The organism is Mucilaginibacter terrae, from assembly GCF_042679325.1.
Lineage (GTDB): Bacteria > Bacteroidota > Bacteroidia > Sphingobacteriales > Sphingobacteriaceae > Mucilaginibacter > Mucilaginibacter terrae.
Window position 1 is genome coordinate 112,750 of sequence record NZ_JBHTMJ010000010.1, and the last position, 14,445, is coordinate 127,194.

Here is a 14,445-nt window from a genome sequence, read left to right on the forward strand (position 1 = left end):
GATGAATTTCATGAATTTTAAGGAACGGGATCTTCCGATGGAGGACCTGGAAACGATAGGACTGGCCGCAGGCGGCCAGCTCCTGTTGAATGTCGATGACCTGAAAGCACTGCTCTCAGGTGGGCGCACCAGCCTATTACAGCTCAGTAACCTGGAAGCAGAAAATATCAGGATCAAATCGCTGGATGCAAAATTATCCCTGCAGCCCGATGCCAAAGGAAAGGTCAACCTTTTGATCCACCCGGTATACCGCAAAGCGGTTGCCCCCGAATTTTTAAGTATGAACGAGGCGAGGCAGCTGCAACAGAAAGAGGTTGCTAATGTGCTAATTAAAGTGCCCGACGGAATTGGACGTCAAAAGGAACTGCTGGTCGAATATGATTCGGACACCCGGGAGTATATCATTTCTGATACGGAAAAGATCTTGGCCCCTGATATGGTCAATGGGGAATTCCTGACCCCTGCGCAAAAGGAGGCCTTCCGTAAAGGCAAGGAAGTGCAGCTGGCAGACCATACGACGTTTGACTATAGCGCGATTGATCCGCAGGGTATCCGGGCTAATAAGCTGGCATTGGTGGCTTCCATTTTAATTGATGGTGGCTTGAGTTATGTACTCTATAAGGGCCTGAACGCGCTGTTTAACCAGAAGCATGATGACACAGCGGAGAAATTAAGTGCGGGTTATCACAACGCCCTGGGGGATATGGAAGCGCGTAATTTGCCTCTTTCCCGTGATACACTTCCCGGTAAGACCATGTCCCGTTAATGAATGACCAGCTCACCAGGCTTGGCGTGCCTGAAGCATTGCAAGCCTGGTTTTATTGCCGGGAAAAAGCCGAGTTTGATTATGGCGGTGCAAAGGAGTTATTTACAGAGGAACTGCACAAAGTGCCCACTACATCAAATCTCTGGCTGGCCGGTAACCGTTCAGCATCGGAAGTGGTGATCACCTATTCTGCCATGGAAGCCATCGCCTTTCTGACCTTGCACGCTGACCATTACCCCAGGCCGGATGCCTTATCGTTTATTGCCACCGGTAACCTGCCATCTATGGGACAGTTACTTTGGATCAGGCATCAGTTCAAAAAGCGAAAGTTTACGCTGGTTTTTGGAAGCGGTTTGCTGGGTACGCTGACCGATATCAAGGTCGCTGCTGGTTTGAAGGGGCATGGGACTAGGATCATGCTGCTTGACGATCAGGTGCGAATTCAAATGAAAGCGCATTCCTGTCTCCTCCCGGTGCAGCAGATCAGCTTATATGCTTTTGAAAAGGCTGCCGGTCTCCGCACTGGTATCAGGACCCGGAAACCGAATGCTGTTGGAACTTTTTTAGACCAGTTAAGATACGGATGAGCTACTTGAAATTTTAGAGGTGCAGTATAAACTGACCTGTAAGTGCCACATTTAGATCCTGGAAAAATTTGTTAAAAGTCTTGATGAAAGCTAAGAAATTTAGTATATTTAAGTAATAAAACGTTATGAAAACATTCCTGCACCTCATCGCTACATTTTTTGTTTCCACACTCGCCCTTTGGGGTACCTTGGGTAAGGGAAATCCATGGCCATGCTATGGCGTAGTGGTGGCTGTCTGGCTTTTGTTCTTTTGGCGGTACCAGGTCCGGCTAAAACGGGAAGCGCATCGTAAGCTTTTCGAGCAGCAGTTGTTTCGCGAGTACACCCGCTCTAAAGGACGTCGGTTTTATTGAAATTAATTATTATATTTGCCTGATTTCGCAGCGATCTGCTGCTAATCGTGATAAGGTTTAGGTTAAAAGTCCCCGGCAGCAAGTGCACGGGGACTTTTATTTGATTCCTTATTTAATTACAATCTGGGCGACATCTGTGATGATGATTTCAGGTTTGCCTTTATAATCAATCACCTTACCGGTTACGGTAATCGTCTTTTCTTCCAAACCTGCTCCGGCTATTTTTGCTGACCCTTTTAAGGCTACGGTCAGCTGCTGGTTGGGATAAGCAGCACCCAGGTTAACCAATACCATGCTGCCAATATCCCTCGAACCGAAAACCTTACCGGTTACCGTAACTTCCTTTCCTACGGCGTTCTTAACATCGGCTAATGCAATTTCAGCCGCTTTGATTTGCTGTACCTGAGGAGCCGGAGGTGTCAGTATCACCTGTGTTACCTTTACTTTTTGATCTTTTAAGATCCTGTTCAGCTCACCTGCCAGGCGGATGCCGGCCTGGTCGACCCGCTGGTGGATAACGCCGATGTTTTTCTGATAATATACCTCGTCGATAGTTTGCCCCGGTTTCAATTCTCCATACAGCCGGCTGCTGATCTGGTAACTTTCCCAAATCCATTCCATTGGGCTGTCCGCCTGCCATTTCTTGATTTCCACCGGCGTTGCCGTATCATATTGCTTAGCGATCTGCGCTTCGCTCAATCCTTCGTGATCGATCATCTTGCTATCCCACAGGCTATGCAGGTTCGTTCCTTTGTCCTCAAATCTGAGCTGGATCGTATTGCCGCCCTTATCTTCTTTGCGGCTGATATGCATCGGCTGATGCGCATCACCTACCAGGTGGATCAAGTATTTCAAAGCCTCGTTCTTTTGGTCGATCCCTACATTCTCTTCTTTTAAAATAGCTTCCGTTTTCAAAATAGCGGAATACACATTATCATTCCCCATTTCACTGACTGCCTTAACGAACTGCTCATGGTTCAGTCCCAGGGCCAAGTTCAAAAAATGCCAGGGGGCCGTAGTGGTGTTCTTGTTCTCATCCGCCCAGGTGCTGACGTCAGCCATGGCTTCCCCTTTCAGGTATGCGCCCACCGTATAGGCCGTAGTGGCCGATAAATGTTGCTGCGCAATGCTCGCAACCGCCCGGTGTCCTTTAAATCCCCACGAAATCAAACTCAGTGCGGCTACCAGAAGGCTACCGCTCAGCAAATAAATTTTTTTCATCATCGATATTTGTTGCAAGATCGCAAACGTTTATAAATTCTTTGTTAAAAATCAGGTGTTCATCGCTAACCAAGCGAAAGACAGCCGCTTAATTTTTTATGCAGTATACTGATCCCGCCATAATGATGCATCGGCAACTTAACTCAACATCTGTAAAACCAAATTTTAAGGTTTTCCACAAGATATGTTAATAAATAGATTTTAAATTACTAAAAATATTAGCATAGCTTTGTGGTGGTTATTCAATATTCATTATGATGCAAGCTTCCTTTATTCACCGCAAAAAGCCTGATAATCCGTTACGCGACCTGGTCATTTCCCAAAATATCAATTCATACCTCGAAGTAGTCAGCAGTAACATAGAACCTGATGCGGACCTTTCCCGGGAGGAAGTCATCTACCATGCCTGCTTTGGCCCGAAGGACGATATGCTGGTGTTGCATTTTGTGCTGCGCTCGGTCATGAAAGAAACGGCGATCATGCAGTGGACCAATGAAGCCATCCAAGAGGCCATTGCCTCGTATGCTGCTTTGAACGGTTTGGTGGAACTCATGATGGTTCATAAACAACCGTTCGAAAATATTTACCAGTCTGCCGACAGCCTGTTAAAAGAAACACCGAAGGGTGCGGGCTTCCTGATTGAAGAACTTGATTTTTAATTATTCATATCCTATATCATGGGCAGACCAAATTTCGAGATCGCTCTTGAGCCGGGTGATCTTCATCAACAGTTCATCAGATTCAAGGAGCTTGGACTATTGATCAAAGTACTTGCTGAACAGGAAAGAAAAGACCGCTATCCTGCTGATCACCTGTATCTTGTAGCAGTCTTTCATTCCAAATCCATGTATGGAAAATTTAATCCGGAACGCAGTAAGTATCGTTTTTTTCAGGTGATGAACCTGCATAGCGAACGACGCTTATTATGGGATTGGGACCTGATGAAGGATGCGGTCGATTATTTTTGTGACGAGCACCTTGGGGAATCTTGCCAGGAAGTAAACCGTATTGAAAATGGAAAGTGGGTGAAATGGGATAATGATGTGTATTTCGACTGACTGGTTTTGAACCTATTGTTCTTGAATGTTTGATACGGGAACGATGCATTTGTATTCAGCGACTTACAAACGTATATACTATTGGAATCCTTAAAGTTATTATGGGGATGGCTCTATGCATAGAACGAATTGATCTTGTAACCGATTTCATCAATTAGCGATGCCGGTAACGGTACGCCTTCGGTTTGCCGCCAGATCAAATTCTCGTCAATACTCAAAAGAACGTATCCTTCTGGGAGGTGGACCTCAAAAATCTCGCCCCAATTGCTTACCGTGCATGGCTGACTGATCCCGTTAATAACTAAGTTAATGGTAAACGTGTCTGGCGGCAGGGGCAATATGAATTCTTCGCCAGCTTCCATATTTGCTTTTTTTTCACCGTCTCCCTCAAAGAACTTAGTGATAAAATTGATCAGTACTGCCATCTCTTTCCCTGAAAAGCCAGGGGATTTGCCTTCCCACTCCCAGGTCATGCGTTCGTGGGAGGTGAATTTAATGGCACCCAGATAAAGGAGCTCATCGTTCGGATCGTAATCCGGCTCCTGGGTCTTGCTTAAATGATTAAATATATCTGCATCGGTCATACCCTCGTAAGGCGTGATTTCCTCGTATATCAAAAAGGTTTCAGTATGCATAACCGGCTCTTCCGACGAAGCCTGCAGATATACCGGATTGATGCTCAGGTGGCGATCAATGTTTCCGGAGGTCATGGTTAGATTAACCGGGTTGATCATAGAGCCCCCTTTGATACTTTTTCCTCCTGTTCCATTTCACTGATGATCGCATTCACATCCTTGTCCGCGCTTTGCAGCTTCTCCTTGCAGTATTTCACCAGAAAAGCGGTACGTTTCAACTTTTCAGCCAGTACATCTACCGGAACTTCCCCATTGACCAGGGAATCATGAATTTCATCAAGTTCCCGGTAAGCCTCATCATATGTTAAAATCACTTCCGTCATGTTTTTTATTCTCATTTACCGTCGCCGAAACCTCCCGGTCGGCTAATATAATCGCTATTTCATTGCCTTTTTCCAGCTTGTCCGCCCGTCCTAATATCTTGCCATTCTTTTTGATCAGCGCGTAGCCCCGTCTAAGCAGGCGATCAGGCGAAATCAGATGCAACTCCGATTGATAAGCAGCGATACGTTTATCCTGTTCCGCCAAATAGTTCTTTGTTTGAATTCCAATTTCCGTGCTGCGCTGAAAAAGGTTTCTTCTATGGCCGTAAAGAAGCAATTGAGCACGTCCGGATAATTTTCCACTTAACAAGCGGAGCCTGCTTTGTTCCTCCGACAACACCGACCTGCCCAGATGTGTGATGCCCTGGCTCTTTTGATGTAATTGCTGAACGTGTTGGCTGATATAGGTTCTGGCAATCATACTCACCTCATTCTTTTTCAAAGAAAATAATTGTTTGTGCCGGGCCATGGACTGCTGAGTTTTGATCAGGATGCTTTTTTCCAGGGACAATAGCTCATCAAAGAATGCCTTATTGTGGGCGACCATGAATTCAGCTGCTTTCGTTGGTGTCTTTAAAGCCGTATGTGCCATCAGGTCCGCAATCGTCTCATTCTTTTGGTGCCCGATGCCGGTGAAAACAGGGATTGGGAACCGGGCAATGACCCTGGCAATGTTATAATGTTCAAAGATCAGTAAGTCCGTTTGAGAACCACCACCACGGATGAGCACAGCGGCATCATAGGCAATACCTGAATTAAAGATCGCAATGAACTGGTCAACGACCGATTGGGCATTGTTTTCACCCTGCACATAGGAGTAGTATCGATCAATCTTAAATTCATATCCGAACGTATTGTGGTCTAGTGTATGTTGAAAGTCCTCCAGTCCCGCGGAAACGGCAGAGGAAATAACCGCAATCCGCTGGATCACTTTTGGCAAAGGCAGATTTTGGTTCAAAGTAACGTATAAGCCATCCGCTAACCAAACATGCTGCGGATTGTCTGTGATCAGGCGCAGCAGCGTTTCTTTACGCTGTCTTTCCAGTACGCCCAAAGTAAAATTGGGATCGATATCCATTAGCGTGAGCTGCAACCCGTAGATCGGGTTATATGCCACACTCACTAAACTCAGAATCTTAAGCCCCGTGGTGAAAGCTTGACCGGTTACTTTTTCGAAAGCAAGGATCTTCTGTACGCCTTCTGCCCATGCCCGTGTAGGAATTTTCGCCACGATCACGACTCCTGCCGCATCCTTCTCCAAAAGATCGAAATAATGCCTGCCGCTTTTTTGATTATGGTTGGCCACATCGGCTATTACCCAAAAGGTGTGCCTGCCCAAAGCCTGTTCCACTACACCCTTGACCAAACCGGCAAGTTCGGATAATGAAATAGGACTGGTGTTTTCGGGAGAACTCATCGTTCTGTAAATTACGGTAAGAAATCGTCGGCATCCTAACGGTTTTGGTTTCAGTTAAAAAGTTTTATGGAATTGCGTATCTTAGTACAACTAGAATGCTGATACCACAGTTATATCTTGTATGATAAAACATGGAGAATAACGGATTGATTTTTGATATTGAACTCGATGGAGGCCCCGCAAGGGTAAGCGAAGTCAAAATTGGTACCCAGATCGTTTACCGGGTGCTCTTTAAAACTGCCCGAAAGCCGCTGGTGTTAAACGAGGCACTGGACAGGAAACAAAATGTTTTCTGGACATCGATTCCGGAAGGCAGACAGGCGGAAGCAGAGCTGATCGGGCCATTGATCACCAATTACTTAAACCAAAAATAAAATGTGCTATTATAACGGGCAAAAAGTATCCAGAACAGAGTTCATCAGGTTATTGGACCTAGAAAAGGCAGTTGAGCATTATGAGTTTTTAGACAGGGATATTCATGACGGTTTTACTTACAGCCATGCCGCTGTATTGAAGCCTACGGAAGCCAGAAATGATTTTGATATCGTTCCCATGGAATGGGGATTCTTGCCATCTAACTTACGAAACCGGGAAGCAGTTGACCGTTTTAGAAAAGGTTATAAAGATGCTAAGGGCATCTGGCATACTGGTTTTACCACGCTTAATGCTAAAGCGGAAAATCTGTTTTTGAATGAAAAGGGGGAACCTTCAATGTTCCGTTATGCGGCTAAAGAGCGACGGTGCTTATTGCTGTCGACCGGCTTTTACGAATGGCGTCATATTTATCCTGCTAATAAAAGAACAGGCCTGCCCGTTAAAACGGCAATCAAATATCCTTATTACGTTACCCTGAAGGACAAAGATTATTTTTATATGGCAGGTATCTGGCAGTCCTGGACGGATAAAGATACCGGCGAACATGTGGACACACTGGCGATCATTACCACGGAAGCCAATCATCTGATGCGTCAGGTGCACAACAATAAAGAGCGGATGCCTACCATATTGAACGATGCACTTGCTTATGAATGGATCATGGGCGATCTGAATGAAGCAAGAATTACCGAAATTGCCCGCACGCAATATTCATCTTTCGAAATGGATGCCTGTTCGATAGCTAAAGACTTCCTGGAATCTACGGAGCCTAGTATGAGATTTGAACATGAAGGTCTGCCGGCCCTGGATTACAATTTTGTGGATGAGGCCTAGTGCTGGGTAGTTATGTATATTATTCAAGTAAGATTCATAACTTGCCTTCTTACGAGTTCAAAATCTGAGTATCATGGAAAAGAAAGAAGATGTTAACGTTTTAACGCATATCAAAGAACTCACCGCAAGGGAAGAACAGTTACATGGCAAGGAAGACCTGAGCGATGACGATGTTAAAGAACTACACCGTTTAAAATCCGAGTTAGATCAATACTGGGATCTGTTACGTCAGCGCAGGGCATTTCGTGATGCAGGGGAAGACCCGGAAAGAGCCAAAATGCGCTCTGAGGATACGATCAAAAATTATAAAGATTAAATCAAAAGGAGCCAATGTCAGCATCGGCTTCTTTTTTTGAATTTTTATTCCGCTTTCAAAGAGAGGAAAGCTGTCAGGTGCTGTTCCAACAACTCCGTATTGTAATCTTCTTTGATCTCTCCCTTCTCGATCTCGATAGCGTCATCTGATACGGTCAGGGAAAATACAATACCTTCAGTGATTTCCGGGAAGTGGATATTGATGATGTCAGATACGTGGGCATAATCTACACTCATATTTGCATCTAAAGCCGTATTCAAATAATCTGTAAACTCTTTTTTCAATATATCGAACAAAGCTTCAGCGCTTAACGGCTGGATATTTTTAATGGTTGCCATAGTGTTTTTTCGAAAGATACCTTTTATTAATGGCTATTCTCTTTTTATAAGATCGTTCAATTTTACAGTTCACTATTCAATACCCTGTTGTGGCATCATCAATGCGTCAACTGACCTTTTCGTTTCTTGATGCCAACTTTTTCCAGCCTACCTACATTGAGCGAATATTGCCCGAACTCTTCGATCACCGTACCATACATTCGGTAATATCCCTTTCCCTGCAACGGATAAAAGCTTGCCGCGTTTGGAAAGTGAACGGTATCGAGCCAATTCCCTGCAGCATCTATAAAAGTTCCAAAGAACATGAACTGACCGTGCTTGGTATGCACTGGTTTCCAGTCGATCAGGTAACCCAATACCACGATCTCTTTGCCGAGATGAGGCACCAGATGGGCCGCAGGCACATACTCGCCATCATCATCCACGATATCAAAAGGGTTACACATGGTAAAGCCCAACAATTCGATCTCGTCGATGGCATCCTCCAATGAATATTGGGTCAGTGGTGGCAGTTGATACTCAATCGGCTGGGTTTTGAACAGTTGTTTACCTAAATGCCGGTTCTTCATTTTCGTTTTCAGGAAAGTCGCATGCCAGGACAGTTCTTTTTTGTTCAGACCGGTAAAGCGTAATGCTCCGATATTGATCAGCGTATGGAGTGATTCCTCACCGATATTCGTTCGTTCGATGAAATCAGCCAGATCAGCATAGGGGCCATTCAAAGAGCGTTCCTCAATGATGGTTTCTTTAAGCTTATCATTCAAGCCCAGAATATGAACCAGGCCGGTAAATACATCAACCCCTTTGATACTGGTCATGATCTCACTATGGTTAACGCAGGGCAGGTGAACCGTTGCACCGGCTTTTTTCAATTCATGAAAATATAGCTCCGTAGAATAAAAGCCACCGAAATTATTGATCACCCCCACCATAAATTCCATCGGGTAATAGGTTTTCAGGTATAAGGTCTGGTAACTTTCAACTGCGAAACTTGCCGAATGCGCTTTGCTGAACGAATAGCCGCCAAAACTTCTGATCTGCCGCCATACTTCAGCTGTAACCTCTTTCGGTCGCCCCAGGGCTTTTGCGCCAGCAAAAAACTGATCCTCCAAGCGTCGCATTTCTTTATCGCCCCGATATTTGCCCGACATCGCCCTGCGCAGGATATCGGCTTCGGCCATATCCAGCCCGGCATAGTGGTGGGCAATCTTGATCACGTCTTCCTGGTAAACCATAACCCCATAAGTTTCCTTTAGATGTTCTTCCAGCACCGGATGCAGGTATTTAAATTTACCAGGGTTGTTATACCGCCAGATATACTCCTGCATCATACCACTGGATGAAACGCCTGGCCGGATGATAGAGGAGGCAGCCACCAGTGTGATGTAACTATCACAACGCAGTTTGGTCAGCAATTGCCGCATGGCGGGCGACTCGATATAAAAGCAGCCGATGGTATCAGCCCGCTTGATCTGTTCTGCCAGCTTTGGGTCGCTGATAAACTTTTCGACCTGGTGAATATCGATGTCGACACCCTTGTTTAATTTGACCAGCCGGATGGTTTCCTTGATGGAGCCCAATCCACGCTGGCTCAGAATGTCCAATTTATGCAGGCCCACCTTTTCTGCCGCAAACATATCCAGCTGTGAGGTGACAAATCCTTTGGGTGGTATATCCGTTGCACAGTAATTGCGCATCGCCTCTTCGCTGATCAGCATCCCACCGGGATGAATGGACAAGTGGTTGGGAAAGTTAATCAGGCGCTGACTGTATTTTAAGATGAGCCGCTGCGCACTGTCTTCCTGAAAGGTAGCGTCGCGATCACGAAGTAAACTATCCACTTCCGTCTTGGCCAGGCCAAATACTTTTCCAAGTTCCCTAACGATAGCCTTATGCTGGAAAGTGGTGTACATGCCCAGCAATGCTACATGGTCCTTTCCGTAGCTTTTGAACACATAGTCGATCACCTCGTCCCGGTCGGTCCACGAAAAATCGATGTCAAAGTCAGGAGGGGAAGTCCGGAACTTATTCAAGAACCGCTCGAAATACAGGTCAAGCTTGATGGGGTCAACATCGGTGATCTTTAGGCAGTACGCTACGATCGAGTTCGCACCGCTTCCCCGGCCGACGTGCGGAAAGCCACGGCTCTGTGCATACAGAATAATATTATAGGTAATGAGGAAATAGGCATTAAAGCCCAGATCGTGAATAACTTTCAATTCCTTTCTTACCCTGCGCTCGGCCTCTTTATTCTTGCTGCCGTACCGGTAGCGCATCCCCTCCAAAGCTAGCTTTTCTAAAAAGATCCGGTCATCTTCACTACTGGCACTGTAATGCTTTTTGTTCTTGTCGGTATGGAACTCCAGTTTAACACTACAGTCCTCCATAACCAGCCGGGTGTTCTCTACAATGAACGGGTATAGCTCAAAAGCCTTCTCTATTCTTTCAGTTGGCACAAAACGCTCATGGGGCGGGGAAATTTGCCCGGGTTCCTGCTTGGACAGCACAATGTTTTCATCCACCGCGCGAAGCAACCGGTGTAAGTTATAATCCTCCTTTTTAAAAGTGACCGGATGACGGACGACAAATTTCTTAGTGTATTTCTCTACGCCCTTTCCAAAGAGCCTGGTCGCCTCGGTTGGCTGCACGCCGATCAATTCGTTTTCGTTCAATTCCTCTGGCTGGAAACAACCCAGAGGATAAATGACATAGAGGTCTTTTGTAGCCTCCGGCCGTTTTGGAAAAGGCAACTTTAATTCCAGGTGCGTAGACAGGAAATGGTTCAGTTCACCGAAGCCTGCGGTATTCCTGGCCAGTAAAATGTATTGGAACCGGTTTTTCTTATCCCGAATTTCAGTACCCAGCACTGGACTGATACCTTTATCTCGGCAGAGTTCCGCAAAGTCCCAGATTCTGCAGGTGTTATTGATGTTGGTTAATGCAATAGAGGTGTGCCCCAATGATGCCGCATGGCCCACCAGTTCTTCCACACTATAGGTGCCGTACCTGAAGCTGAAATAGGTTTTACAGTTCAGGAACATCGCTTAACGGTTTAGCAAAGTAACTGCCCGGGTGATCTTTCCGGCACCATAACGCATTTTTATATTGTCCATTGCATTGTTGAGGCTGATGACCTTATGGCTGTCCTCGAACAAGTTGATCTGGTAAGTGCCGGGAACCAGGTGTGTAAAACGAATACCGAGCAACCGGATGAGCAACCTGCGGTCATAGAGTTTGGCGAACAGCTCTTTAGCAATCGGCAGCAGCATGTGGTCACTATTGGTATAAGCAATGGTTTGCTGCTTGGTCACCGTATCAAAGTTGGTATAACGAAGTTTCACCGTAATGCAGCCGGTCAGCAAACCCTTGCTGCGTAGATCAAAGGATATTTTTTCCGTCATCCGCACCAGTTCACTGTGTAAGAACTGCATATCGATCGTGTCCTGCTCAAAGGTGTTCTCTGTGCTGATGCTTTTTTGTTCTGAATATTGGATGATCGGGGAATCATCGATGCCGTTCGCCCTGCGGGACAACTCGATCCCGTTTTTGCCAAACATGGATTCCATGTAGGGCAACGGCACTTCACTGAGTAATTTGATAGTCTCGATCCCTTTCTTACGTAAAGCATAAGCCGTCTGATCACCTACCATTGGAAGCTTCTCCACCGGCTTGGGTGCCAAAAAATCTTTCTCCAATCCATATTCTATCTCCAGTTGCCCGTTAGGCTTGGCATCGTTGGTCGCCACCTTGCTGATCAGTTTATTGGAGGCCAGTCCAAAGGATACCGGCAATCCTGTTTGATTCATGATGTAATGGCGTAACTCCGTACTGAATTTAAGGCAACCGAAATGCGTATCCATCCCGCTCATATCTACATAGAACTCATCAATACTGGCCTTCTCGTATTTAGGGGTATTATCAGCAATGATCTCGGTGATCATCCGCGAATACATGCTATAACGTTCAAAATCTCCCCGGATGATCAACAGCTGCGGGCAAAGCTTTTTAGCCAATTTCATGGACATGCCTGATCGTACACCGAATGCCCTGGCCTCATAACTGCAGGTCGTGATAATGCCCCGGTCGCCTGTTCCACCAACGGCTAGGGGGATACCCTTGAGCCGGGAGTCACGTAACTGTTCTACACTCACAAAGAAGGAATCCATATCCAAATGCACAATTTTTCGTTCCATATGCTTGCTTTTTAATTTTTTACCGCTACTTTTGATACCAATGGTATCATTTTATTGATACTAATAGTATCGAAAGCAAATGGAAAAACCAAAAATCTTTTGGGCAACCAATATTAAGTTCCTCAGGGAGAGGAAGAAAATGAGTCAGGAAAGACTAGCTGAAGAGCTAGGTTTCACGCGCGTAAAACTGAACGCGCTGGAAAGTGCGGCTACCAAAAACCCATCTATTGAAGACTTAATAGCAGTCGCTACCTATTTTAGATTAGCCATTGATACGTTCTTAAAGGTTAACCTGGCCAAGATTACCGAACTTAAACTGCGGGAATTGGAAGCGGGCAATGACGTGTTTGTATCAGGCGGAAAATTGAGAGTGGTAGCGATAACTGTTAACGCTAATAACAAAGAGAATATTGAGTTTGTGCCGATCAAGGCCAAGGCCGGTTACCTGGTAGGTTACAATGACCCGGAATACATTACCAGCTTGCCTAAATTCACGATGCCGCATCTGCCGGAAAACCGTACTTACCGGATGTTCCCCACAGAAGGTGATAGTATGTTACCCATTCCGGAGAACTGCCTGGTCATCACCGAATACGCCGGCGACTGGCGGGAACTTAAAGATACGGCCTGCATTGTAATTATGGGAACGGAACAAAGCTTCCTGTTTAAAATGGTGACGAGCCGGGAGGATATGTTATTACTGCATTCGCTTAACCCGGCTTATGCCGATAAAGAAGTTTTTGCGGGTGATGTGCTGGAGATTTGGAAATATCATAGCCACATCACTGATGTTATTCCATCATCGGAAACCATGATGCAGGAACTGCTGCGCAGCGTAAACGAAATAAAAAGAGATGTTAAAACACTAATTGACTAAAAGATGAAAGTACCAGCTTTAAAGTCGGAAGAAACGTTTCCTGTTGAAAGTGATAGTGGAGTGTTTTCCATCATCAAGGTTATACCATTGCCTGTAGATAAAGACGGCCCTTTTGTCTATGAGCTCTTTCGGAATGACGTCGGCTTTTTCTATATCCATGAGCCTAAGCGATACGGGCTTGCTCCTGATACAGCCTCCAGTGACCGTTCAGCGGCAGATAGCCGCGGCCGGATCCTGTTCGACAAAAACGGGTATTGGATCTATGATGGGAACCATCTTGATATTTCAGAACAGGAGCAACTGGCAGCCTTTATAGCAAACTTCAATGGTCATCAGTCCATGAACAATCATAAAGACGACAGATTACGTTACTTATAATCCCTCTTTTACAATGGAAGAATTTGTGATCACCCACCACGAGAATTATGATCTACTCACCTGCCCAAAAAGAAAGCTGGAGATACAGGTCATCCCACATGGAAAAGGTTCCCGAAAACGTACCAGACTGGTGCTTGCTGGCCTATGGCCGTTACCATACCGGACCTCATCCGGTCAATCCCATGGATGTTGAATTTATCACCGGATTCGGCGTTGTAGATCCGGAAAAGATAGAATATGAGCCTTACTTCAGGCATCAGCTCATCCGATATGCAATTGATTACTGGGCCTTTATTGAAATCAAGCGGGAATTTGATGAAGTAACTTATTCAGCAGGCTATCAGAAGGCATTTATTGATTCGATGTCACTCGACCCTGCTAAGATGACACCAGAACTGATCATGTACTGCTCACGGGATATTTCAGAAGAATCACTGGATTTTTATACTTGGAAGGTAAGGCATTTAACTGTTTTGCTGAACTGATGTTCAAATCCGCTATTCCTTAACATCCGCATTTGAAATTTCCTACAAAATTTAGATTGCCATCTCCCTTTAAAAATCCATGGCTGAATCTGGTAACGAATTCCTTGTTTTTAGGGCACGCGGCGCACGTGTGTACAACCGAAAAATGTGGATATAACATATAGTACAAAACACTGGTGGTAGTTACATTTATCTCCGGCTTGGAGCAATCTTACTTGGCTTTCAGGAATTATACGCAGAGGCACAGCGGTAATACTTGGAATCATTTTCTCACGATGCCCCATGTATG

The 14,445-nt window shown here is 45.4% G+C and carries 17 protein-coding genes; 10 read left to right on the forward strand and 7 right to left on the reverse strand.

All coding sequences use genetic code 11. The features are described from left to right. Positions 1-10: 10 nt before the first annotated feature. Together ACFQ3S_RS09040 and ACFQ3S_RS09045 are read left to right on the forward strand one after the other, a co-directional pair. Positions 11-766, forward strand: a complete 756-nt coding sequence (locus tag ACFQ3S_RS09040) for a DUF4099 domain-containing protein (protein ID WP_377163499.1) — start codon at positions 11-13, stop codon at positions 764-766. Then, the gene (locus tag ACFQ3S_RS09045) at positions 766-1,353 is read left to right on the forward strand and encodes a hypothetical protein (protein ID WP_377163501.1); all 588 of its coding nucleotides are present in this window, start codon (positions 766-768) and stop codon (positions 1,351-1,353) included. The genes ACFQ3S_RS09040 and ACFQ3S_RS09045 overlap by 1 nt, the downstream gene beginning before the upstream one ends. 461 nt (positions 1,354-1,814) lie before the next feature. On the opposite strand, the gene ACFQ3S_RS09050 is transcribed toward ACFQ3S_RS09045, so the two are convergent. Then, complete coding sequence (locus ACFQ3S_RS09050) at positions 1,815-2,930, reverse strand: S1/P1 nuclease (RefSeq protein WP_377163503.1); 1,116 nt, start codon at positions 2,928-2,930, stop codon at positions 1,815-1,817. A 251-nt stretch (positions 2,931-3,181) separates the two neighbouring features. Here ACFQ3S_RS09050 and ACFQ3S_RS09055 point away from each other — a divergent pair, with 251 nt between their 5' ends. Further along, the gene (locus tag ACFQ3S_RS09055) at positions 3,182-3,586 is read left to right on the forward strand and encodes a hypothetical protein (RefSeq protein WP_377163505.1); all 405 of its coding nucleotides are present in this window, start codon (positions 3,182-3,184) and stop codon (positions 3,584-3,586) included. An 18-nt stretch (positions 3,587-3,604) separates the two neighbouring features. Further along, the gene (locus ACFQ3S_RS09060; RefSeq protein WP_377163507.1) at positions 3,605-3,985 is read left to right on the forward strand and encodes a hypothetical protein; all 381 of its coding nucleotides are present in this window, start codon (positions 3,605-3,607) and stop codon (positions 3,983-3,985) included. A gap of 113 nt (positions 3,986-4,098) precedes the next feature. Here the strand turns inward: ACFQ3S_RS09060 and ACFQ3S_RS09065 are convergent, their stop codons facing one another. Genes ACFQ3S_RS09065 through xseA form a run of 3 tightly spaced genes read right to left on the reverse strand, consistent with a single transcriptional unit; the run spans position 4,099 to position 6,360 of the window. Next, positions 4,099-4,719, reverse strand: a complete 621-nt coding sequence (locus tag ACFQ3S_RS09065) for a hypothetical protein (RefSeq protein WP_377163510.1) — start codon at positions 4,717-4,719, stop codon at positions 4,099-4,101. Then, a complete protein-coding gene (xseB, locus tag ACFQ3S_RS09070) occupies positions 4,716-4,943 on the reverse strand; it encodes an exodeoxyribonuclease VII small subunit (protein WP_377163512.1) in 228 nt (75 codons plus the stop codon). Before xseB ends, ACFQ3S_RS09065 begins: the two co-directional genes overlap by 4 nt. Then, a complete protein-coding gene (xseA, locus tag ACFQ3S_RS09075) occupies positions 4,918-6,360 on the reverse strand; it encodes an exodeoxyribonuclease VII large subunit (protein ID WP_377163514.1) in 1,443 nt (480 codons plus the stop codon). Before xseA ends, xseB begins: the two co-directional genes overlap by 26 nt. A 131-nt stretch (positions 6,361-6,491) precedes the next feature. Between xseA and ACFQ3S_RS09080 the strand changes: the two genes are divergently transcribed. The 3 genes from ACFQ3S_RS09080 to ACFQ3S_RS09090 all read left to right on the forward strand — a co-directional run bounded on the left by ACFQ3S_RS09080 (position 6,492) and on the right by ACFQ3S_RS09090 (position 7,885). After that, positions 6,492-6,734: a hypothetical protein gene (locus ACFQ3S_RS09080; protein WP_377163516.1), complete on the forward strand. Its 243-nt coding sequence runs from the start codon at positions 6,492-6,494 to the stop codon at positions 6,732-6,734. Position 6,735: 1 nt separating this feature from the next. Continuing rightward, on the forward strand, positions 6,736-7,569 hold the full coding sequence (locus ACFQ3S_RS09085) for an SOS response-associated peptidase (protein ID WP_377163518.1): 834 nt from the start codon (positions 6,736-6,738) through the stop codon (positions 7,567-7,569). Positions 7,570-7,642: 73 nt separating this feature from the next. Continuing rightward, positions 7,643-7,885 (forward strand): DUF2630 family protein, encoded by a 243-nt coding sequence (locus ACFQ3S_RS09090; RefSeq protein ID WP_377163520.1) that lies wholly within the window; start codon positions 7,643-7,645, stop codon positions 7,883-7,885. 44 nt (positions 7,886-7,929) lie between these two features. Here the strand turns inward: ACFQ3S_RS09090 and ACFQ3S_RS09095 are convergent, their stop codons facing one another. The 3 genes from ACFQ3S_RS09095 to dinB all read right to left on the reverse strand — a co-directional run bounded on the left by ACFQ3S_RS09095 (position 7,930) and on the right by dinB (position 12,416). Then, positions 7,930-8,223, reverse strand: a complete 294-nt coding sequence (locus ACFQ3S_RS09095) for a hypothetical protein (RefSeq protein WP_377163522.1) — start codon at positions 8,221-8,223, stop codon at positions 7,930-7,932. Positions 8,224-8,321: 98 nt separating this feature from the next. Continuing rightward, positions 8,322-11,264 carry a DNA polymerase III subunit alpha gene (locus ACFQ3S_RS09100; protein ID WP_377163524.1) on the reverse strand — a complete coding sequence of 981 codons (2,943 nt, stop codon included), beginning with the start codon at positions 11,262-11,264 and terminating at the stop codon, positions 8,322-8,324. A gap of 3 nt (positions 11,265-11,267) precedes the next feature. Beyond that, the gene (gene dinB / locus ACFQ3S_RS09105) at positions 11,268-12,416 is read right to left on the reverse strand and encodes a DNA polymerase IV (RefSeq protein ID WP_377163526.1); all 1,149 of its coding nucleotides are present in this window, start codon (positions 12,414-12,416) and stop codon (positions 11,268-11,270) included. A gap of 79 nt (positions 12,417-12,495) precedes the next feature. On the opposite strand from dinB, the gene ACFQ3S_RS09110 reads away from it, so the two are divergent. The 3 genes from ACFQ3S_RS09110 to ACFQ3S_RS09120 all read left to right on the forward strand — a co-directional run bounded on the left by ACFQ3S_RS09110 (position 12,496) and on the right by ACFQ3S_RS09120 (position 14,156). Continuing rightward, positions 12,496-13,293 carry an XRE family transcriptional regulator gene (locus ACFQ3S_RS09110; protein ID WP_377163528.1) on the forward strand — a complete coding sequence of 266 codons (798 nt, stop codon included), beginning with the start codon at positions 12,496-12,498 and terminating at the stop codon, positions 13,291-13,293. Positions 13,294-13,296: 3 nt separating this feature from the next. Further along, complete coding sequence (locus tag ACFQ3S_RS09115) at positions 13,297-13,671, forward strand: hypothetical protein (protein WP_377163530.1); 375 nt, start codon at positions 13,297-13,299, stop codon at positions 13,669-13,671. 98 nt (positions 13,672-13,769) lie between these two features. After that, the gene (locus tag ACFQ3S_RS09120) at positions 13,770-14,156 is read left to right on the forward strand and encodes a hypothetical protein (protein WP_377163532.1); all 387 of its coding nucleotides are present in this window, start codon (positions 13,770-13,772) and stop codon (positions 14,154-14,156) included. Positions 14,157-14,445 lie beyond the last annotated feature (289 nt).